Origin of the sequence: Candidatus Amarolinea dominans, from assembly GCF_016704685.1 — a bacterium.
GTDB classification, from domain to species: Bacteria; Chloroflexota; Anaerolineae; order SSC4; family Amarolineaceae; genus Amarolinea; species Amarolinea dominans.
The window spans coordinates 1-21,067 of sequence record NZ_JADIZS010000026.1; the positions used below are offsets into that span (position 1 = coordinate 1).

The window sequence follows — 21,067 nt, forward strand, 5'->3', positions numbered from 1 at the left end:
CTGACGCACGACGTTTCGCCATCAGGTTGCCTCTACGATCTGTCTCAGATCGCCCAGGAAGGGGATGGCGCCGTAGCGACCGCGCACGTAGTCACGTCCGAAGGACGCATCGTTCCGCACCCTGAACTCGGCAAGCGAGTACAGGTGCGTCGCGCCGTAGCGGTCCTTTTCGGTGAACCAGATTTGGTCGCGGCGGAGGAAACGGTTGTCAAGCAGGCCGGTATCCTGAGTGGTGAAAATCAGTTGCGCGTGGCAGGGATTAGTCTCTCTGGCGTTGAAAAGCCCAACGATTTCGCGCGTGAGAAGAGGATGAAGTCGGGCATCCAACTCATCCACGACTAAGACCCGCCCCTCTTTCAGCGTATGCGTGAGCGGACCAGCCAGGGCGAAAAGCTTCTGCGTGCCTTCAGATTCCTGCTCATCCAAGTTGAAAATCTCTTGCGCCACAAGATGACCATCCCGGTCGTACTGGGGATGAACCGTGTGAATCGCCACGTCCTCAATCTTCGTACCGGTGTGTTCCATGAGGGATCGAAAGGCTGTCTTCAATCCTTCAGGCATACTCTCAGGCAAAGAATCTATACGGGTTGGCACATGCTCTACTTTCAGATCGTGGATGCCGAGGTCCAATCGGCGCACAAACTGAACGATCTCGTCACGCATCTCGCCATCGAACAATTTTTGCTGGGTAAACATGCGCATGCCCGTATCCTCAAGGCCAGAAGCAATCCCCAGACGAAAAAACCAATCGAGAACTTTCTGGGCTACTTTGCCGTTGAACTGGGCCACAATGGAGAGGAAGAGGGCATTGGGTCGGGTCTTGCTCATTAAGTCCCGACCTTCCTTGAAGCCCTCGCCCAATTGGACGTCATCTCCCATCCGTTCGAACAAGCGGGCTTCCCGGCTGCGCGGCACGTGGAATAGCCACTCCTTTTCGACCCGCTGGGACGTGGCCATGAAGCCATAGCGGTAGCGTCTGCCTCCCGCGATGAACACCATCTCGAAGTGAGATGGCTGCGCGATCGTCTCAGCGCTCAGCCGGAAAGGCTCAGCGTTGATCGCGCCGGTAGGTTGAGTCTCCTTGGGCGAATTGAGCACAAACTCGCGCATGAAGCTGATCGCCCGCACCAGGTTGCTTTTGCCGCTGGCGTTAGCCCCGTAGACTGCGGCGCTGGTGAGCAGACGAGGCTCCCCCTCCGTCTCGAACACGGTGTTCTCATCCAGAGTCTTGTCCTTGGCGCTCAGGTTGGCCGCTAACATGCTGAGCGTGACAATATCCCGGAAGGAGCGGAAGTTTCCTACGCTGAACTCGACAAGCATTGTAGCCCTAGTCCTTTGGTTAAGGAACGAGAATTTTTTAATTGTCTGGTTTAACAACCCACGGAATGGCTATGTTCGGACACTTATTTAATTCTCGTTCCCAAAGCGATAATTTTGTGAAAAAATCACGAATAGCCCTAGTTTACTCTACATACATAATATTGGCAAGCCCGAATTTCAGGCTCAAGTGTTGCCCGCGCGACTCATCCGACAGAAGTATGCGCAAAGCTCGCTGCGCGCGCTCGATAGTCGGGTCGCCGATGCACTTCGAGTACCAGTCATACGCTCACAACGCCCGCTGGCCTGTGCTTGGGTAAACTCACGGCTTGCGGTATAATCTTTCTCTTGGAAATCAAGGGCCGCCGGCGACGGGATTGGCCCTGTGGGTCAAGATGAGATCGCGAAGGAGCAAGCAGTGCTGTCACGTTTATTCAAGCGGCCGGAAGATCGCCAGGCCGAGCAGGAGAAGGTGCAGGAGAGCCTGACCAAGACCCGGCGCGGCCTCTTTAGCCAGATCGGGGGCCTGTTCCAGGCCAATGAGCTGACCGACGAAACCTGGGATGACCTGGAGACGCTGCTCATCCAGGCCGATGTGGGCGGTGAAACGTCGGCCAAGCTGGTGGAGCGTATGCGCAAACGCGTGCAGGCGCTCGGCGTCAAACGCGCCTCTGACGCGCAGGCGATCTTTGAGCAGGAGCTGATTCGGTTACTCGATGAGCACCGCCCGCCCAAAGATGACATGGAACGCCTGCTGACCATCATCATGGTCGTGGGCGTCAACGGCTCCGGCAAGACGACCACTATCGGCAAGTTGGCCCGGCTGTACAAACAGGCCGGCTACAAGGTGGTGATCGCGGCCGCCGATACGTTCCGTGCGGCCGCGATCGAGCAACTGGTCATTTGGGGCGAACGCGCCGGCGTCGAAGTGATCAGCCAGGGGTCGGGTGCGGATCCAGGCGCGGTGGTGTATGACGCCATCCGCGCCTGCCAGGAGACGCGCCGCGCGGATGTGCTGTTGATTGACACGGCCGGGCGTCTGCACACCAAGTATAACCTGATGAAGGAATTAGAAAAGGTGCGCAATGTCTGCGCAACCCGCGTGCATAAGGCGCCGCACGAGGTGCTGCTGGTGCTGGACGCCAACACGGGCCAGAATGCAATTCCGCAGGCCAAGCACTTCAAGGAAGCCACGCAGTTGACCGGCGTCGTCCTGACCAAACTGGATGGCACGGCCAAGGGCGGCGTGGTCTTTGCCATCGGCGAGGAGCTGGCGCTGCCGGTGCGCTTCGTCGGCACCGGGGAAAAGATCACCGATCTGGCCGAGTTCAGCGCCGAGGCCTTTGTGGCCGGCCTGTTCGAGAAGTAAGACGATAGAAAAAACTGAGCGCAAAGAAACGAGGAAAAACTTATGATGCAAGATCTCACACTGCGCCTGGACAAACTCGACGCCCGCTTCGAGTCAATCTGGAGGCGTCTTTGACTTAGATGAGAAGTCCAAGAAGGTTGTAGAATTCGAACAACAATCGCAGGCGTCGGATTTCTGGAACGATGGCCTGGCCGCGCAAAAGCAGATGCGTGAACTGTCCGATCTGCGCCAGCAGGTTGAGAGTTGGACAGCCCTGCGCCATGAGGTGCGGGACGCGCGCATCATGCTGGAAATGGCGCAGGCTGAGGAGGATGAAGACACCGGCGCTGAGCTGGTGTCTGAGCTGGATCGGCTGCAAAAGGTGCTGGAGGAGCGCATCTTCCAACTGGCCTTGTCGGGCAAACATGATCGCAACGATGCCATTCTGGCGATCCACGCGGGCGAAGGCGGCACCGAGGCGCAGGATTGGGCCAGCATGATGCTGCGCATGTATCTGCGCTGGGCCGAGCGCCGCGGGTACAAGGCCACCATCACCGATCAGACGCAAGGCGACACCGCGGGCATCAAGAGCGTTTATGTGGAGGTGATGGGGGAGCATGCGTATGGCTATCTGAAGGCCGAAAAGGGCAATCATCGCCTGGTGCGCATCAGCCCGTTCGACGGCTCGGCCCGGCGCCACACGTCGTTTGCCAAAGTCGAAGTGATGCCCATTCTGGACGACGACATCGAGATCAAGATCGCCCCGAGCGACATTCGCATGGACTTCTTCCTCTCCGGCGGCGCCGGCGGGCAGAATGTGCAGAAGAACTCGACGGCCGTGCGCATCACGCACCTGACCAGCGGCCTGGTGGTGACGTGCCAGAATGAACGCAGCCAATTGCAGAATCGTGAGTCCGCGATGCGCGTGCTGCGCGGCAAGCTGTATGAAATCGAACGGCAGAAGAACGAGGCCGAGCGGGTAGAAATAAAAGGCGACCTGGTACATGCCGGCTTCGGCAGCCGCATACGCTCCTACGTTCTTCATCCCTATCAAATGGTCAAAGATGAGCGCACTGGCCTTGAAACCAGCAATACCCAGGCCGTGCTGGATGGCGAAATTGACGCGTTCATTGACGCCTGGCTGCGTCAACAGGTGGGCGACGAAGAATAGGCCATGCAACGCTACCGCGATCTCTATCAGACGCAACTAACTGCGCCCACCTACCTGAGTATCGGCAACTTCGACGGGGTTCATGCCGGTCATCAGGCCCTGCTGCAGCAGATGCTGGCCGCCGCGCACCTGGCCGGCGCGCAGGCCGGCATCCTGACCTTCGATCCGCACCCGCGCGAGGTGCTGCGGCCTGACCAACCCTCGCCCAGCCTCTCCACGTTGGACGAGCGCCTGGCGCTGCTGGAGGCGCTGGGCCTGGACTTCGTCGTCGTGCAGCCATTCAGCCGCGCGACCGCGCAGGTGACAGCGACCGAATTTGCCACGCTGTTGGTCAATCGTCTGCACGTGCGCGAACTGTGGGTGGGACCGGACTTTGCCCTGGGACACAAGCGTCAGGGCACGGTGTCGTTCTTGCAAGAGATCGGGGCACGCCTCGGATTCACGGTGCAGGTGGCATCCACGTTCTGGCAAGATGGTCATGAGGTGCGCAGCGGGGCAATTCGCAGCCTGATCGAGAGCGGCGACGTGCGCACGGCCGCCCGCCTGTTGGGCCACCCCTACACCCTGACCGGAGTGGTGGTCAAGGGCGATCAGCGCGGGGCCACGATTGGCTTCCCCACGGCCAACCTGGCGGTCGCGGCCAATCGCCTGCTGCCGGCCAACGGCGTCTATGCGACGTGGGTGGTGCTGCCCTGGGAACGCCGCGCCGCGGTGACCAACATCGGCGTGCGCCCCACCTTCAGCGGGCAGGGCCGTTCCATCGAAGCGCACATCCTGGATTTCAGCGGTGATCTGTACGGTCAGTCGTTCGCGTTGGAATTCGTGCAGCGCCTGCGGCCCGAACAGCGCTTCGACGGCATCGAGGCCCTGATCGCCCAGATTCGCGTGGACGCGGCGCAGGCACGCGCGCTTCTGACCTTTGCGGCCGAAGATGCCGGGCATTCGCTCATTTACGAAGAACTGGAGCACACGGCCGATTGGGCGGTGCGCATCTTTGGCCGCGACCTGCCCACGCTCTTTGCCCACGCCGGCGAGACCCTTTTCCGCCTCATCCAGACGCCCTTCGCCGCGCCACCGCAGGTCACGCGGCAGGTACAGGTCGAAGGCGCAGATCTGGAGATGCTGCTGGTGAGATGGCTGCAGGAATTGCTCTATTTGATGGAAACCGAGGGCGAACTGTACACGCAGTTCAGCATCGAGGCGCTCACCCCGCCGGCCGGCGCGGAGCCGGCGCGTCTGACCGCCACCGTGGCCGGCATCCGCGGCCGCAGCGATCGGTCACCCATCAAAGCCGTGACCTATCACGACCTCAGCGTCAGCCAGACGGACGATGGCTGGCAGGCAACGGTGTTGTTCGATACGTGACCCAGCGAGGAGGCAGACCAAACGTCTTATGAATCACAATGTTTTTGTGCAACGCCAGATTAGCGATCTTGCAGATTTGTGGTAAGCGCAGTGTTGTCTGTGGACAGAAAAAAGCGCCGCGACCGAAGGCCCAAACGGGCTTTGCTCGCGGCGCTTGCGATATGATTTCACTGCGTTTACAAATTCACGAAATGCTTGGCTCTCCGTGTCCATCGTTTCGCACACCGCAGGGCAACAATCCTGTTCATCATGTAAATCCTGTCTGAGATGGAGCCAAAGGTTATCAGCTATCCTATGCCGGCAGCGGCTCCCCCGGCAAGAAGTAGTCCACCAGGTCCTGGAACACGGCCGGCGCCAGCCGGTGGAGAGTGCGCAGGATTTCCTCGGCCACCTGCCGAATTTCCCACTGTGCGGCTTTGTCGCAGCGCAGCCAGCAGAAGTGACGCCAGGCGCTGAAATCCATCGTGACGACGATGCGTGTGACGGACGCGTTGGGCAGCAGGAAGCGGCTATCTTCCTTGCGAATGCCCAGGGCGCGCAATTCGCCGTAGGCACGTTCCAGGTCGTGCATGGCCTGTTCGAAGCGGACGCGTGTTTCTGGATTCTGCGCAATGGCGGGCGGGGTCACGGTCAGTTCGATGCCCGGCTGCGCAATTTTGCTCAGGTCTACGTAGCGCTGGCTTTCCTGGCTGAAAGAGGCGAGCCGATGACGCACCAACTGGTGACTGGCCGCGCGCGAGATGCCATCGAGCAAGAAGGTGGCCGCGCCGTGCTGCTGTAGCTCCTCGGCCGAGAGGGAAGCAGGCGCCAGGCTGCCGAGCAACAGCACTCTCATGCTTTCTCTCCTGCCAGGTCGGCGTACAACATGGGCCACGTCTGCGCGGCCAGGATCAAGAGCTGGCGAGCCAGCTCGGAATCAGAATGCTTGATGATGTCGCGCAGCGTGCGTGCGTTCATGCTGAGGATGACCGACTGCGGGCGCCGCGTGAAACGCAGGCCGTGAGCCACTTGGTAGGCACGCAGAATTTCCGCATCCGGCACCTCCCAGGCCTCGAAAACCATCTGCAGATGTTCGATGATGTCCTCGTGCCCTTCACGGACGCGGGCGCTGATGAAGCCCGGCGCCGTGCCCATCTTGTCGGTGGAACGATAGCAGACGCGGCCCGCATATTCGATCAGGGCCAACCCAAAAGCCTGCGTCCCTTGCGCCACCAGGTAACGCACATCGCTCGCAGCCAAATCCTGTGTCAACAAATCGGGGTTCACCTGGGTCGCCGCCAGTAATGTCACGCGCATGTCGAAATCCGTCCTCGCTCTTTATGAAGACTTCCGAAGTCTGCGGGACTTCGGAAGCCTGGGGCGCACGTCTACGCTTCCCGAATGTCAATGATCTCGCCGCTCAAGCGTTCCAGGGTGTCTCGCACCGTGGCCATGTCCAGGTCGGTTTTCATCATCACCTCGAAGGTGCCGGGCTTGATGCCCTCCAACGTGGCGAGGGCCATGATGTTACCGCCCCTGACGGCAATGGCCGAGGTCAGCGTGGCCAACTCACCCTTGACGTCGGGCACAACCACGGTGACGCGCACGCCGGGCTTGCGCGCGCCCAATAATTCCACAAAAATCTTGAAGAGGTCCGATTCGGTGATGATGCCAACCAGGCTGTTTCCTTCGATCACCGGCAGGCCACCGATCTTCTTGTCGGCCATGATACGGGCCGCCTCTTCCAGTGGCGTCTTGGGGGTGACGGTGATGACCGGGGTGGACATGATCTTCTCGACATTCAAACGGGAGAGAAGATAGCGCAATTCAAAAATGTCCAGCGACGTGGCCGGTGAGGGAGAGGCCAGGTAGAGGTCCTTATCTGAGACAATACCTATCAGGCTGCCGTTGCTGTCCACAATGGGCAGGCGACGGACGTTCCTGTCACGCATCAGACGCAGGGCATCATCAACGCCTGTTTCACGGGTGATCACGACGGGGTTCTTGGTCATGCGCTCGCCGACTAACATGGTATCCTCCTTCGTACGTTGGTGTCCAACTGTAGAAAATGCGTCGCCACACCAGAGGTGCGACCCACAAAAAACGACTTTAGGGTTCAGACCCTCACCCCCTACCCCCTCTCCCGACGACGGAACTGCTGTCGTCGGGAGAGGGGGGGGGGGGGGGGCCGCCCCGGGGGGCTCTCCCCCCCGGGGGGGGGGGGGGGGGGGGGGGGGGGGGTTGGGGGGGCTGCAAGGGGAGGGGGCCGGGGGGTGAGGGCCTGAACGCTTACCTTTTACGAACCCTTAGCTAGGGGGCCTTGCGTCCCAACACCTCCAGCGCCAGGTCGGGCCGGTCGGTGATGATGCCATCCACACCCATGTCAATCAGGCGGCGCATGGTCCCGGCATCGTTGATGGTCCAGGCATGAACAGCCACCTCCCGCGCGTGCGCGGCCTGCACGAAGTGCGGCGAAAGCACCTGGATGTTACCAAAATACTCTGGCACCTGCAAAGCGTCGGCCGTGGGGCGATAGAAGGCCGAGACACGCACGGTTTGCGCGTAGAAAAAGCCGCGCACTTCGCTCTCGGAGGCGCCTGTCGCCACGGCCGGCCGCAGCGCCCGGAAGCGTTCGATCACGTCGTTGTTGCTGGCCACCACCAGCACTCGCTCCTGCGCGCCGGTCTGCTGAATGAGGTCCGCCACGGCCTGCTCCATGGGCGGATCAGCCTGTTTGATTTCGATGTTGATGCGCAGCGCGGGAAAGGCCGCCAGTACCTCCTGCAGCGTGGGGATGACAACACCCTGACCGCGGAAGGGGTAGGTTTGGCCGTTGTCGGTGCTGAACTGATAGCCGGCGTCCAGGGCTTGCAGTTCAGGCAGGGTGAAGTCATGCACATGCCCGTAGCCGTTGGTGGTGCGATCTACGGTTGCATCGTGAATGACGACCACCACGCCATCTTTGCTGGTGTGTACGTCCAACTCCAGCACGTCAACGCCCATCTGCGCGGCGTTGCGAAACGCGACCATCGTATTGCTGGGCGCCAGGTCGGCGCCACCTTGATGGGCCATCACCAGGGGCCGCGAGGTCTGCAAATAGGCTTTGTAGGGCCGCGGCTTGATTGTGAGCAGGCGATAGATGGCGAAGAAAACCACTACCACGAGCAACGTCAAGGCGATGCGGCCGATGATACGCTTCATGTTCACCTCTTCCCCTCTTCACCTCTTCACTTTACTCGGCGGCGTAACCAAAGCGGCGCAGATAGGTCAGATCGCGGCGCCAGTGCGGAACGACCTTGACCCACAACTCCAAATAGACCTTGGTCTCAAGCATCTCTTCGATACCCACACGAGCCTGTTGGCCGATCTGTTTCAACATGCGCCCGCCCAGGCCGAGTACGATGCCCTTCTGCGACTCGCGCTCCACGTAGACGGTGGCCGCGATGTAGGTCATCTCCGGCCCGCGCGTCTTGAACTCATCCACCACGACCGCGACGGCATGCGGCACTTCCTCGCGCAGATGATGAATCACCGCTTCGCGTACTAACTCCGCGGCAATGAAACGCTCCTGCACGTCGGTCACCTGATCGGCCGGGTAGTAGGGTGGGCTGAGCGGCAGCAAAGGCCGCAGCACGGCAATCAAGTCATCTATGCCCTGGCCCCTGGCGGCCGCCAACGTCACTAGCGCCGTAGGTGCGACCAGGGCACTGAACACAGCCTGGCGTTCAGCCAGCGTAGACGCATTGACCAGGTCAACCTTGTTGCAGCCGATCACCACGGGGCGGCCGGCGGCTTTTTGGGCCAGGAGGAGTGCAATCTGTTCATCCTCGGCAAAGGGCGGCTCTGCGATATCCACAATCCACAGAATCACGTCGGCGTCGGGCAGCGCCATGACCGCCTGCTGCACCATGTATTCGCCCAGCTTGTGGCGTGGGCGATGAATGCCAGGGGTATCCACGAAGACGATCTGGGCCTCGGCCAGCGTCAGAATACCCAGCAAACGGCTGCGGGTGGTCTGCGGCTTGGGCGCGGTAATGGCGATCTTCTGGCCCAAAATGGCATTGAGCAGCGTTGATTTACCCACATTGGGGCGACCAATGATCGCTACAAACCCGGCGCGGTGTTCAGGCGCCGCGCTGCTGTGGTCATGCCCGGCTGTTTCCACGGGCAACGGTTGCTTGTCGGCGTCGCTTTGATTCTGGCTCACAGGTTACGTCCCATCATCCAGCCTGTGCTTCGAGATGAAATGGGTTGAAATTGGTGTTGATGTCGTAATAGTCCTCGTTTTCCAGGCGCTTGAGCAGGCTGACGATTTGGTAGGTCAACGGCGTGAAGAGCACCTCGATGCCCACCTTGAAAAGATAGTTAGTGACCACCAGGGTCAGTGCGATGGCCCAGGGAAAGACTCCGGCCAGGCAGGCGATGGCCACGAAGAGCAGCGAGTCAACGCCTTCGCCGATCAACGTGGAGCCAATCGTGCGTAGCCACAGCCAGCGCCCGTGAGTCAGCACCTTCAGGCGCGCCAGGGTGTAGGAGTTAGAGAATTCGCCGGCAAAATAAGCGAGCAGGCTGGCCACAATGATCCCTCCGCTGCTCACGCCGCCGAGGATGGCATCGTACGCGCCCTGGCCCACGCTCTGCTGCCAAAGTGCTTCGCCGGGCATACGGCTCACCAGCCACAGGGTGGCACTCAGCAACGCCGCGGCGCCGAAGCCCACCCAGATCACACGCCGGGAGCGCTGGTAGCCATAGACTTCGGTGAGCACGTCGCCGAAGATATAGGAAATGGGGAAGAGCAGCGTGCCGGCATCGAAGGCCAACGGCAACCCGCCCAGCCACGCCGGCAGGGAAACGCCCCAATCTACGATTTTGGCTGAAGAAGCGATGTTGCTGGTCAGCAAAACGGTGACAAAGAGCACCATGACCAGGTCCAAGAAACGATACGTCCGTGCAAAAGTCATGCCAACATCCTATGCCGATCTGTCCCTAGCTGACCAGGTGTCCATATTCATCAATTTCCCCCGCCCAGATGCGTGTGCTGCTGATGGGATGGCCGTCTTCGGCCAACACCCAGGCAATCTCAGCGATGCGCAGCGGGGGCTTGCCTGCCTCGCGGCGTTTGATGTTGATGCGTTGAGCGCCGACCAGTGTCTCTGGCGAGACGACAAGCAGGTCATAATCCTCACTCACGGTGTGCCCGTACGTGTCATGCAGGGGGGCAATCGTCACCGGGAGATCGGGAGTCAGGGTACGCACAAAGTCCAAAACACCCTCGACCCGCTCGGCGAAAGGAGCAATGGGGTGCTGTTTGCCCTGCACCATGCTGTTGACCGTGACGCCAATGACTAATTCGGTGGCCTGACTGGTTGCGTAGCGCAGCAGTGCCCGGTGGCCGTCATGCAGCGGAGAGAAAGTCCCGCCGAGTACCACTCGCATCTGTTAGTTCACCTCACTTTCAGCCCTGCAGCCGGCCATCCGTTCACACAACCTGACACCGGGATGCGGCATAAGCGGTCTGCTCGCTGCCAGGGGCGAATCCAGGCGTAAGTGCGGAGATTTTACTCGATTTAGATGCAAATGACAATTGCGACTCACGAGATTTGACTACTTACTGAAGGGGCAGAACGGCTCGATGGACATTTTGTCAGCAACCTGTTAGGGTTGCGCGGCGGGCGGCTGTGTTATACTGTCAACATGTTATTTGGATCTTATGAGTTGAATTTTTGTACAGGCAGCGAGGGTTAGACCGCCAAGACGCGAAGGTCGCGAAGTTTTTTTCTTGGCGCTCTTGGCGTCTTCGCGGTTCCTGTCTCTCTGTTTGGTTCCGGCATGCCCGGGTTAGGAGACGATCACCAACTTGCTCGAACTCAGAAATTTGTCCCAATTCTGCGCTCTGCTCCTCATTCTTACGGCTGCAGCCAACGTCTCTCCTCGCCTGCAGACTTCCGAAACTGCCCGGCAAGCGCCAACGATGACCGCCAGCGCTGCGGGCGCTGACGTGCCGACCGGGGAAACAAGGATCGCCGGCCGCCAGGCGCTGCCGATTTGGCCGGCGGGGCCGCTATCGCCCGCCTTTTTTGGTATGCACATTCAGCGGCCGGACATTGCCTGGCCGAAAGTGAACGGCGGCCTGGGCGCGGTGCGCATCTGGGACGCCGGCGCACAGTGGGCTGACATCGCCCCGGCCAAGGGGGTTTTCAACTGGGATGCGCTGGATGCCCATGTCAGCCGGGCGCGAGCCAACGGCGCCGATGTCATCATGAACCTGGGGCGCACGCCGCGTTGGGCCAGCGCCCGGCCGGCTGAGCCGAGCGCGTATGGCCCCGGCCAGGCCGCGGAGCCGGCGCTCGATCAGTACTGGCAGGATTGGGTACGCGCGGTTGCGACCCGTTACCAGGGCAAAATTCGCTATTGGGAGGTTTGGAATGAGCCAAACGACACGGCGTTCTTTTCGGGCAGCGCCGAGAAACTGGTTGACCTGGCACGCCAGGCCTACTTCATTTTGAAGACGAGCGATCCAGACAACCAGGTGCTCAGCCCCAGCCCCTACAATGTCAATTATCTCGATTACTACCTGTCGCTGGGCGGCGGTGACTATGCCGACGTGATCGGTTACCATTTCTACCTGGCCGAAGCCCCGGAGGCGCTGGCGACCTGGTATATTCCGAGCGTCCGGGTCGTCCTGACGCAGCGTGGTCAGGCGGACAAGCCGCTGTGGAACAGCGAGGGCGGTTATCTGCGGCCCGCGGTGCCCGGCCCCAAGACGCTGAGCGATGAGACGGGCGCGGCCTACCTGGCGCGTGCTTATCTGCTCAACTGGACGGGTGGCGTCAGCCGGTTCTATTTCTATGCCTGGGACAACCACACAGCGACCAACATCGAATTGACCGCGGCCGACAACACGACCTTGACCGCGGCCGGCGTGGCCTACCGGGAGCTGAGCGGCTGGCTGCTGGGCGCACAACTGAGCGAACTGCGCGTGGATGAGGCCGGCGTCTGGATCCTCACCTTCGATCATCCAACTCGCGGTCAGGCGTACATCGTCTGGCATCCAACCGAAACGATCGTGTTCGACTTGCCCGCGGCGTGGCAGGTGCAGGCGCTGCGTTCCCTGGCGGGCGCCCACATGAGCCTGAGCGGACAGCGCCAGCTCGCGGTGGGGCCTGCTCCCTTGCTGCTGGAATCGTCCCCGGTACACAGCCTGTACCTGCCGACCGTCAGCGGGCCGGCGCAATCAGGGGCTTTGGGCCGCCAGGAATGGGGGAGATGACAGGCGAGATGTTGACAAGATGGGTGAAAGCGGCGGCTCTCATGGTGGGGCCTGTGCTCTGGCTGGCGCTGCCCTGGGTTTTGACTGCCTGCCAGGCGTCGCCGGCGCCAGCGGTCGTGACAGCCACGCCGAGCCGGCCCGATGCGCAGATTGCAGTGACGCAGACGCCCACGCAAACCGTGTTGGAGGTGGTCAGCCAGGGCGGTATTGGCGAGGCGGACGTTGAGATGGGGCCGGGTGCGCGGCCTCCGCGCCTGGTCATTCGCCTGCACCTGGCGGGTTTGGAACAATTTCGCCTGACCTACGGCGACACGATCATCACCGCGGCGGTGGCGAGCGTGGGCCAGCCCATCGTCAGGCAGCAGCGCAGCCTGCTCAGCGCGCCGGCGACCGAAGAAACGCTGACGGACGCCAGCCGCTTCTGGCTGCCGCTGCGCCTGGTGACCGACACGGCGGCCGCGGCTCAGATTCCCCTGGAAAACGGCGCCTTCGAACTGGAGCTTTCGCCCGATTTCTGGGCCAGGGACTACCGCAGCTTTCATTTCGAGTGGATAGATTTTTACCGCGGATAGACAAATTTAGTATAATAGCCGTATCGAGGTACATCAATATGCTGGCTAAACTACTGCAAAGCGTGCGCTACGTAAACCTGGTTGGAGTGGTCGCCCTGCTGCTGGCGGCGATGGCGGCCCTGGGCTGGGCGTCACTCAAATCGTTGACCACCATCATGCTCATCATCAACAGCGGCGCGCAGGACGCCAAGATTCCCATCGCCCTCATCGAGGTGGTGGACAGTTTCTTGATCACCACGGCGCTCTTCGTCTTTGCCTTCAGCCTGTATGAACTGTTCATCGGCGGGCTGAAGGTGCCGGGCTGGATGCTGGCGCATAACCTGCAAGAGCTGAAAGCGAAGCTGAGCGGCGTCATCGTGCTGGTCATCGTGGTCAAATTCGTCGAACGCCTGGTCAAGTGGGAAAATCCCAGCGACACCCTCTTCTTTGGTCTCGCCGTTGCCGTCGTGTCGGCCGTCCTGATTGCCTTGACGAACGTGGGCGCCAGCGGCAAGGATTAGTGACGATATCGAACTGCAACAGACGAATTCAAGAAACCTCGCAACAAATACCAGATACCCTGTTCGAGCGCGAGGTGTTCGTCAATTGCGGGCCTTCGATGCTCAGGCGATTTCAGATGAACGGGCAAACGCTGGAAGGGGAGATGGTGGCGGATCGGCTGCTGCTGACATACTGATGAGATAATGGGCGACAATGGCCGTGGAGTCGGCGCAGCGAGCCAGGTCTGGCCATTGATGCAAGCAGGCGACAGGAGGACTTTCGGATGAAATGCTCAACATCTTCGACGCGGAGACTGTCAGCCGCCCTGGCCGTGATCTTCCTGGCCGCGCTCTGGCTGCCGCAAGCGCCGGCGCAGGCCGCCAACCGCCGCCTGGATGGCGTGCTCGGTCCGCAGTTGTTCCGCATCGGGACCCCGCCAGCGCGCCAGGCCGAACTGGCCGCAGCCGGGCTGGTGCTGCACACCCGGCTGGCTGACGGCGCCTTTCTCGCCAGCGGCCCCGCCGCGGCCGCGGCCGCCTTGCAGACCGCGGGCCTGGCCTTCGAACTCCTGGCGGCCGACACCGGCGGTCAGGTCTACTACCTGGTGGATGCGCAGGCGCCAGACGCCGCGTCCTGGCCGGCCAGTTCGGCCACATCCTCTACCAGGATGCGTTCGATCTGCTGGTGGCCGTGCCGTCTACCGCTGAACAGGCCTTCGTCGAAACGCTGCCGGCGCAGGGGGTGGCGATCGTCCTTGTTGCCAGCAGCCCGTTCTTCGCAGAGACCGGCGCGGGTCTGCCCTCGCCCCGCCCGCCAGCACCGACCCGGTCATCGTCGCGCTGTTGAACCAACTCAGCGCCGCGGCCCTGTCGGACCGCATCGCAGACCTGAGCGGCGTGCGCCCTGTCGTCATCGGCGGCAGCAGCGTGACGTTGACCACGCGCTACACCTTGGCCAGCCGTATCCGCGACGCGGAAGCCTATCTCCTGCAGGCCTACCAGCAGATGGGGCTGCCGGCCAGCTACGCCAGTTGGACCTACAGCTCCTACAGCGGCCGCAATGTCATTGCCGACATCCGCGGCGTGACTCATCCTGAGCGCCTGTGGCTGGTGGGCGGGCATTTCGACAGCATCTCCGAGATTCCCTACACCACGGCGCCGGGCGCGGACGACAACGGTTCGGGCACGGCATCCACGCTCGTATTGGCCAACCTCCTGCGCGGCCAGCAGTTCAGCGACACGATTCGCTTCGTCCACTTTTCGGGCGAGGAACAGGGGCATTGGGGCAGCCAGGTCTACGCCGCGGCGCTGCGCAACGCCGGCAGCCAGGTGATGGGCTACATTGATCTCGATATGATCGGTTACGATGGCAACGATGACCGCGTGATCGAGCTGCACAGCGGCGCCGGCAGCAGTTCGATCGGCCTGGCCAACGCGTTCATCTCGGCCAACAGCCGCTACGGCCAGGGCCTGACGGTGGAGCTGAAAACGAGCAGCGCCAGCCGTTTCTCGGATCACGCCTCGTTCTGGGACAAGGGCTACGCTGCGTACCTGGCGATCGAGAACTTCTTCGACGACAGCCGCCCGCGGGACCGCAACCCGTGGTATCACAACAGCGGCGATACGCTGAGCCGGGTTGATCTGGATTACGTGCTGCGCTACGCACGCACGACGCTGGCCTCACTGGCCGAATTGGCCGGCATCGTCAGCGGCCCTACGCCGACGCCCACGGCCACGCGCACCAGCACACCGACCGCTACGAATACGCCGACGCGCACCAGCACGCCGACCGCCACCCATACACCGACGCGCACCAGTACGCCGACGCCGACCGCCACGCGCACCAGCACGCCGACCGCGACGCCCATCCCCGGCGGCTGTACGAATCTGCTGGTCAACGGCGATTTCGAGGGCAGCAGCGGCTGGGCGTTCGGCTCGACTGCGCGGCCGGCCGGCTATGTGACATCGCCGGTACACAGCGGCGCGCGCGCGCTGCGCCTGGGCATTGCGCCCGGCACGGCCAACGCCACCGCGCACTCCTCCGCCTATCAAACCGTGGTCATTCCAGCCTGGCCTACGGGCGTTTTCCTGCACTTTTGGCAGCGGCCCGGCGGCGGTGAAGCAGCCGATTACCGCGAAGTGCTGCTGCTCAACACCAGCTACGGCCTGGTAGCCACCATCGAACGCAGTTCGGCCGTGGGCAACGATCAATGGCAGGAGAAGACCTTCGACCTGACCGCGTATCGCAACCGCACGTTGGTGCTCTATTTCAACGTCTACAACAACGGCAGCGGCAATCTGACCCGGAACTACCTGGATGATGCGGCGCTGTTCGCCTGCGTGCCTACGCCAACGCCGACCCTGACGCCCACGGCCACAGCCACGCCGACCGCAACGCCCACGCCTACCCCGTCGCCCACGCCGACCGATATTCCGACGCCGACCGAGACGCCAACGCCCATGCCAACCGAAACGCCGGTGGACACGCCCACGCCGACCGGTACACCCACGCCGGATGACGCCTCACCGACGCCCACGGAAACGCCCACGCCGGACGATGGCACGCCCACGCCGACAGATACGCCGACGCCGGACGACGGCACACCAACGCCCACACCCACGCCGGGTGACGCCTCACCGACGCCCACAGTCACGCCCACGCCGGGCGAGGCTACACCCACGCCAACGCCAACCGACACACCCACGCCGGGCGAGGCCACGCCAACGCCCACAGAAACCCCGCCCACACTGCCCCCGCGTCAATTCCTGCCGCTGATCGTGTGGCAGATGGCCGCCTGAACAAAAACACTGGGATCAAGAAATACTAAGCCGTACCGCCAGTCAGGTAAAAGCCGGTCTGTTGCCTGGCAACCAGCTGAAGCACTTCGTCTTGCAGAGGATAGAGTTGCGTCAGGTAAAATTCGCGACTCGCAATTTTCTGACTAGTCAAGCGATGGTTTGTCATTGAGTAGGTCTGGATGTTTCAGAGAAATCCAATCGGTCAGGAAATCGAGTCCGCGCTGAACTTCCAGCATGCGCACCCGTGAACGCCACCGCGGCCATCCTTCGACGATCGCCTTGTAGCCAAGTAAATGAATCATCTCATCATACGGGGCATACTCGATCAAACGTAGAGCGGCCCAATCACGGTTCAGGCGCCCAATCTCCAACGTGCCGTTGAGAATGCCCTGAAATTCTTCGTACGTGATATTGTGATCCCACAGATAAGGAGGCCGTAGATAGCGGAATGTCATTCGCTCATCCACAGGCTGCGAGGATTTGGTCGGGTGTATAGTCGTTGACGCCGTCATGAGGGTGTCCTATTTTGTGTTCGCCATGTCATCCGGCATCTGGACGGCGACGACTTCGCCGCGTACGCACAGTTGGCCGGCTGCGTAGAGTTGAACGCTGACGATGGTCTTGCGGCCTTTGATCTCTTTGACCTGGGCGCGCAGGGTCAACGGGCCGGCCAGGGGCGTGGGGCGCAGGTAATCCACGTGCAGCGAGCCGGTGACATAGCGGAAGGGCGGCTCGGTATCCATTTCGCGCCCGGCCGCGCGGTAGGCCGCGGCGGCCGCGGTGCCGGTGGCGTGGCAGTCCACCAGCGACGCTAACAGGCCGCCATAGACGTATCCGGGCACGGCCGTGTGCTCCGGTCGCGGCTGAAACGTGCAGACCGTTTCATCGCCCTCCCAGTAGCTCTTGATCTGCAAGCCGGTTTCATTCAGCCGGCCGCAGCCGTAACAGTAACTGGTGTGATTGGGGTAAAAATCTTGAAAAGCTCGTCTCAAAATCGGTTCCTTCATCGTGCAAACTTAACTATACGATCCTCGAGATGAGTCGCGGCATAAACGAGCGCCTGACGAATATCTTCATCATCCAGTTCGGGATAATCCCAAACACTATTTTACCCTGATGGACGCGACTGCGCCAATCACGTTGGGGCGCGTGACTTGGCATTGCGGGGCGAACGGTGGTAAACTGACCAGCAGCCAGGGGGCGAAATGGGGGCTGAGATGAGGGCTGAAATCAAGGAGAGAGAGCGATCATGAAGTTGGAACCGTTTGATTTCACCACGGACGCGGCGCAGGCAGGGATCGCGCAGATCGTCTCCCGCGGCCTGGCCGAGGATGTGGGCGACGGCGATGTGACATCGCTGCTCACCGTGCCTGAAAATGCACTGGTGGACGGAGATTTCATCGCCAAGGAGGCGGGCGTGGTGGCCGGCCTGGCCGTGGTGATCCAGGTCTTCGCGCAGGTGAGCGACCAGGTGCAGGTGACGCCCCTGGTTGCCGATGGCGAGCGCGTGGCGGTGCGCCAGGTGATTGCGACGATCCGCGGCGACGGTCGCGCCATTCTCACCGGCGAGCGCGTGGCCTTGAACTTCTTGCAGCGCATGTCGGGCATTGCCACGGCCACGCGGCGCTATGTGGATGCCGTGCAGGGCACGCGCGCGGTCATCCTCGACACACGCAAGACCGCGCCGGGGCTGCGCGTGCTGGACAAATGGGCGGTGCGCCTGGGCGGCGGGCAGAATCACCGTTTTGGCCTGTACGATATGGCGATGATCAAGGATAACCACATCGCGGCCGTGGGCAGCCTGACCGCGGCCGTGCAGCGCGTGCGCCAGGGCGATGCGCGCCAGCGGCCCATCGAGGTGGAGGTGACCACGCTGGCGCAACTGGCCGAGGCGTTGCAGCAGCCGGTGGACCGCATTCTGCTGGATAACATGCCGCCGGAGCAGATGGCCGTCGCGGTGCAAATGACGGCCGGCCGCATCCCGCTGGAAGCCTCGGGCAACGTGAATCTGAACACGGTGACGGCCATTGCCGCGACCGGCGTAGATTACATCTCGATCGGCGCGCTGACCCATTCGGTCAAGGCGCTCGATATTAGCCTGGATTTGAGGGATAGCACATGACCACACTACAACGAGTGGATCGTTCCCGCATGACCGTGGACGATATTCTTGCCGACCTGCAGGCCAAAATTGGCGACTATACGCCGGCGTTCGAGCTGCGCTTGCAGGCGGAGCTGGCCTATGAGATCAACCAGCTCAAGCGCCAGCGCAACGCGATCATCCTGGGCCACAATTACATGGAGCCGGCGCTGTTTCATTCGGTGCCCGATTTTGTGGGCGATTCGCTGGACTTGAGCCGCAAGGCCGCTCAGACCGAGAAGGACATCATCGTCTTTTGCGGCGTCAGGTTCATGGCCGAAACGGCCAAAATCCTCAACCCGACGCGCACCGTGCTGATTCCGTCGCTCGAGGCGGGTTGTTCGCTGGCGGCCAGCATCACCGCCGCGGACGTGCGCGCGCTCAAGGCCCGCTTTCCCGGCGTGCCGGTGGTGACCTATGTCAACACCTATGCCGATGTCAAAGCTGAGAGCGATATCTGTTGCACCTCTGGCAACGCGGCCGCGGTAGTGGACTCACTGGGGGTTGACACGGTCATCTTCTTGCCTGATGAATACCTGGCGCGCAACGTGGCGCGCGACACCGGCAAGCACATCATCCTCCCGACGCTGCTGCCCGGCGGCAACATCACCTTTCAGGACACGGACGTGGACTATCAGATGATCGGCTGGCACGGCCGCTGTGAGGTGCATGAGCAGTTCACGGTGAGTGACATTGATGCGGTGCGCGCTCAATTCCCCGATGTGGTCATCCTGGCGCACCCCGAATGCAGCCCGGAGGTGGTGGCCGCGTCGGACTTCTCCGGCAGCACCAACACCATGATTCGCTACGTGGAGCAGACCAAAGCCCCGCGCTATCTGCTGCTCACCGAGTGTTCGATGGGCGAAAATGTGGCCGCGGCCAATCCCGACAAGGAAATGCTGCGCCTGTGCATGGTGCGCTGCCCGCACATGAACCAGATCACGCTGCAGATGACCCGCGACGCGCTGGCGAATATCCAGTATGTCATTGACGTGCCTGAGGAGATTCGCGTGCGTGCGGCCCGCGCGGTGCAGCGCATGATTGCGATCGGATAATCCATGAACGATTACCTGGAAACGGACGTTCTGATTCTCGGCAGCGGCATTGCCGGCGCGACCGCGGCCCTGGAATTGGCCGATGCCGGCCTGGCGGTGACGGTGGTGACGCGTGCGCTGCAGCCGGAAGATTCCAACACCTATTGGGCGCAGGGCGGCATCATCTACCGGGGTGAGCATGACGCGCCGGCCGCGCTGGCGGCCGATATTCTGCACGCGGGCGCAGGGCACAGCTACCCTGCGGCGGTGCAGATCCTGGCCGAGGAGGGGCCGCCGGTGCTCAAGCGCGTGCTGCTGGAGCGGGTGGGGGTGCAGTTCGACCGTCATGACGACGGCGCGCTGTCGCTGGCCCTGGAGGGCGGCCATTCGATGCCGCGCATCCTGCACGTGGCCGACCACACCGGGCAGGCCATCGAGGTGGCGCTGATACGGGCGCTGACCGCACATCCCAAGGTGACGCTGCTGACCGGCCACACCGGCGTGGACCTGCTGACGCCTTCGCACCATGCCCTGAACCGCCTGGCTGTCTACGAACGGCGCTCGTGCGTGGGCGCGTACCTGTTCGAGCAGGCGACGGGCCAGGTCAAGCGCTGCCTGGCGCGCGCCACCATCCTGGCGACCGGCGGCCTGGGCCAGATTTTCCTGCGCACGACCAATCCCGCCGGCTCGCGCGGCGATGGCGTGGCGATGGCGCAGCGGGCGCAGGCGCGCGTCATCAACATGGAGTTCGTCCAGTTTCACCCGACCACCTTCTACCACGTGGCTGCGCCCAACCTGCTGATCTCAGAGGCGGTGCGCGGCGCGGGCGCACGCCTGGTGGACGCCAACGGTGAACCGTTCATGCAACGCTATGCGCCTGAATGGAAGGACTTGGCCCCGCGTGATGTGGTGGCGCGTAGTATCCGCCAGGAGATGCTGGCGCGTGATCTGACGCATGTCTACCTCGATCTGCGTTCGACCGTGCCGGAGAGTGAAATCATGCAGCACTTCCCCACGATTCGCAGCAGTCTGTTGCCCTACGGCGTGGACATCGTCAAAGACCTGGTGCCCGTGGTGCCCGCGGCGCACTATCAGTGTGGCGGCGTGTGGGTGGACGCATGGGGCAAGACGACGATCCGCCAGCTTTATGCAGTGGGTGAGGTGTCATGCACCGGAGTGCATGGCGCCAATCGCCTGGCCAGCACCTCGCTGTTGGAAGGGTTGGTGTGGGGCAGCCGGGCCGCGCACGACATCGCCCGACATCTGCCGCCTGGCCTGACGATCGCGCCGGACGGCATTCCGCCGTGGCGCGATGATGGCCTGGACGAACCGGACCCGGCGCTGATCAGCCAGGACATGAGCGCGATCAAGCATATCATGTGGAACTACGTGGGGCTGGCGCGCACCGCGCGGCGGCTGGACCGGGCGCTGAGCGAGTTGTACCATCTGGAGACCGAGATCGAGAGCTTTTACCGCACGTCACGCCTGACCGACGGCCTGATCGGTCTGCGCAACGCCGTGCGCACCGCGATCCTGGTGGCTTCGGCCGCCTGGCAGAATAAGCGCAGCATGGGCGCGCACTACCGGGAGTAG

The 21,067-nt window shown here is 62.2% G+C and carries 21 protein-coding genes and 1 pseudogene; 11 read left to right on the forward strand and 11 right to left on the reverse strand.

All coding sequences use genetic code 11. From position 1 onward, the window contains the following. Positions 1-21: 21 nt before the first annotated feature. Positions 22-1,320, reverse strand: coding sequence for an ATP-binding protein (locus tag IPF85_RS17440; protein ID WP_343409339.1), 1,299 nt, complete (start codon positions 1,318-1,320; stop codon positions 22-24). A gap of 415 nt (positions 1,321-1,735) precedes the next feature. Here IPF85_RS17440 and ftsY point away from each other — a divergent pair, with 415 nt between their 5' ends. The 3 genes from ftsY to IPF85_RS17455 all read left to right on the forward strand — a co-directional run bounded on the left by ftsY (position 1,736) and on the right by IPF85_RS17455 (position 5,201). Next, complete coding sequence (gene ftsY, locus IPF85_RS17445) at positions 1,736-2,686, forward strand: signal recognition particle-docking protein FtsY (protein ID WP_343409340.1); 951 nt, start codon at positions 1,736-1,738, stop codon at positions 2,684-2,686. 45 nt (positions 2,687-2,731) lie between these two features. Next, a protein-coding gene (prfB, locus tag IPF85_RS17450; RefSeq protein ID WP_343409418.1) for a peptide chain release factor 2 occupies positions 2,732-3,836 on the forward strand; the annotation gives its coding sequence in 2 pieces (ribosomal slippage) (positions 2,732-2,797 and positions 2,799-3,836; 1,104 coding nt in all). Positions 3,837-3,839: 3 nt separating this feature from the next. Then, positions 3,840-5,201, forward strand: coding sequence for a bifunctional riboflavin kinase/FAD synthetase (locus tag IPF85_RS17455; protein ID WP_343409341.1), 1,362 nt, complete (start codon positions 3,840-3,842; stop codon positions 5,199-5,201). A gap of 292 nt (positions 5,202-5,493) precedes the next feature. Here IPF85_RS17455 and thyX read toward each other — a convergent pair whose 3' ends face one another. The 7 genes from thyX to IPF85_RS17490 form a co-directional block, all read right to left on the reverse strand. Next, positions 5,494-6,036, reverse strand: coding sequence for an FAD-dependent thymidylate synthase (gene thyX, locus IPF85_RS17460; RefSeq protein ID WP_343409342.1), 543 nt, complete (start codon positions 6,034-6,036; stop codon positions 5,494-5,496). After that, complete coding sequence (locus tag IPF85_RS17465; protein ID WP_343409343.1) at positions 6,033-6,497, reverse strand: hypothetical protein; 465 nt, start codon at positions 6,495-6,497, stop codon at positions 6,033-6,035. The genes thyX and IPF85_RS17465 overlap by 4 nt, the downstream gene beginning before the upstream one ends. Before the next feature lie 71 nt (positions 6,498-6,568). Beyond that, positions 6,569-7,210: a CBS domain-containing protein gene (locus tag IPF85_RS17470; protein ID WP_343409344.1), complete on the reverse strand. Its 642-nt coding sequence runs from the start codon at positions 7,208-7,210 to the stop codon at positions 6,569-6,571. A 280-nt stretch (positions 7,211-7,490) separates the two neighbouring features. Continuing rightward, positions 7,491-8,381, reverse strand: coding sequence for a glycerophosphodiester phosphodiesterase (locus IPF85_RS17475; protein WP_343409345.1), 891 nt, complete (start codon positions 8,379-8,381; stop codon positions 7,491-7,493). Positions 8,382-8,412: 31 nt separating this feature from the next. Further along, complete coding sequence (gene era, locus IPF85_RS17480; protein WP_343409346.1) at positions 8,413-9,387, reverse strand: GTPase Era; 975 nt, start codon at positions 9,385-9,387, stop codon at positions 8,413-8,415. Positions 9,388-9,400: 13 nt separating this feature from the next. Continuing rightward, positions 9,401-10,141 (reverse strand): queuosine precursor transporter, encoded by a 741-nt coding sequence (locus IPF85_RS17485; protein WP_343409347.1) that lies wholly within the window; start codon positions 10,139-10,141, stop codon positions 9,401-9,403. 25 nt (positions 10,142-10,166) lie between these two features. Further along, positions 10,167-10,616: a phosphopantetheine adenylyltransferase gene (locus IPF85_RS17490; protein WP_343409348.1), complete on the reverse strand. Its 450-nt coding sequence runs from the start codon at positions 10,614-10,616 to the stop codon at positions 10,167-10,169. Positions 10,617-11,037: 421 nt separating this feature from the next. On the opposite strand from IPF85_RS17490, the gene IPF85_RS17495 reads away from it, so the two are divergent. From IPF85_RS17495 to IPF85_RS17510, 4 genes and pseudogenes are all read left to right on the forward strand, one after another. Further along, positions 11,038-12,450: an endo-1,4-beta-xylanase gene (locus tag IPF85_RS17495; protein ID WP_343409349.1), complete on the forward strand. Its 1,413-nt coding sequence runs from the start codon at positions 11,038-11,040 to the stop codon at positions 12,448-12,450. Next, entirely contained in the window at positions 12,447-13,022 is a 576-nt protein-coding gene (locus IPF85_RS17500) for a hypothetical protein (protein WP_343409350.1), read from the forward strand. Before IPF85_RS17495 ends, IPF85_RS17500 begins: the two co-directional genes overlap by 4 nt. 38 nt (positions 13,023-13,060) lie before the next feature. Further along, positions 13,061-13,522: a YqhA family protein gene (locus tag IPF85_RS17505; protein ID WP_343409351.1), complete on the forward strand. Its 462-nt coding sequence runs from the start codon at positions 13,061-13,063 to the stop codon at positions 13,520-13,522. Between the two features lie 47 nt (positions 13,523-13,569). Further along, positions 13,570-13,698, forward strand: a pseudogene (locus IPF85_RS17510) (DNA adenine methylase); the annotation flags it as partial. 120 nt (positions 13,699-13,818) lie between these two features. On the opposite strand, the gene IPF85_RS17515 reads toward IPF85_RS17510, so the two are convergent. After that, positions 13,819-13,983, reverse strand: a complete 165-nt coding sequence (locus IPF85_RS17515; protein ID WP_343409352.1) for a hypothetical protein — start codon at positions 13,981-13,983, stop codon at positions 13,819-13,821. Positions 13,984-14,344: 361 nt separating this feature from the next. On the opposite strand from IPF85_RS17515, the gene IPF85_RS17520 reads away from it, so the two are divergent. Further along, positions 14,345-16,300, forward strand: a complete 1,956-nt coding sequence (locus IPF85_RS17520; RefSeq protein WP_343409353.1) for a M28 family peptidase — start codon at positions 14,345-14,347, stop codon at positions 16,298-16,300. 143 nt (positions 16,301-16,443) lie between these two features. Here IPF85_RS17520 and IPF85_RS17525 read toward each other — a convergent pair whose 3' ends face one another. Both IPF85_RS17525 and IPF85_RS17530 read right to left on the reverse strand, forming a co-directional pair. Beyond that, a complete protein-coding gene (locus IPF85_RS17525) occupies positions 16,444-16,755 on the reverse strand; it encodes a hypothetical protein (RefSeq protein WP_343409354.1) in 312 nt (103 codons plus the stop codon). Positions 16,756-16,821: 66 nt separating this feature from the next. After that, a complete protein-coding gene (locus tag IPF85_RS17530; protein ID WP_343409355.1) occupies positions 16,822-17,307 on the reverse strand; it encodes a PaaI family thioesterase in 486 nt (161 codons plus the stop codon). Between the two features lie 242 nt (positions 17,308-17,549). Between IPF85_RS17530 and nadC the strand changes: the two genes are divergently transcribed. Genes nadC through nadB form a run of 3 tightly spaced genes read left to right on the forward strand, consistent with a single transcriptional unit; the run spans position 17,550 to position 21,067 of the window. After that, complete coding sequence (gene nadC, locus IPF85_RS17535; protein WP_343409356.1) at positions 17,550-18,422, forward strand: carboxylating nicotinate-nucleotide diphosphorylase; 873 nt, start codon at positions 17,550-17,552, stop codon at positions 18,420-18,422. Positions 18,423-18,451: 29 nt separating this feature from the next. Continuing rightward, entirely contained in the window at positions 18,452-19,495 is a 1,044-nt protein-coding gene (gene nadA, locus IPF85_RS17540) for a quinolinate synthase NadA (RefSeq protein WP_343409419.1), read from the forward strand. 3 nt (positions 19,496-19,498) lie between these two features. Next, a complete protein-coding gene (gene nadB / locus IPF85_RS17545; RefSeq protein WP_343409357.1) occupies positions 19,499-21,067 on the forward strand; it encodes an L-aspartate oxidase in 1,569 nt (522 codons plus the stop codon).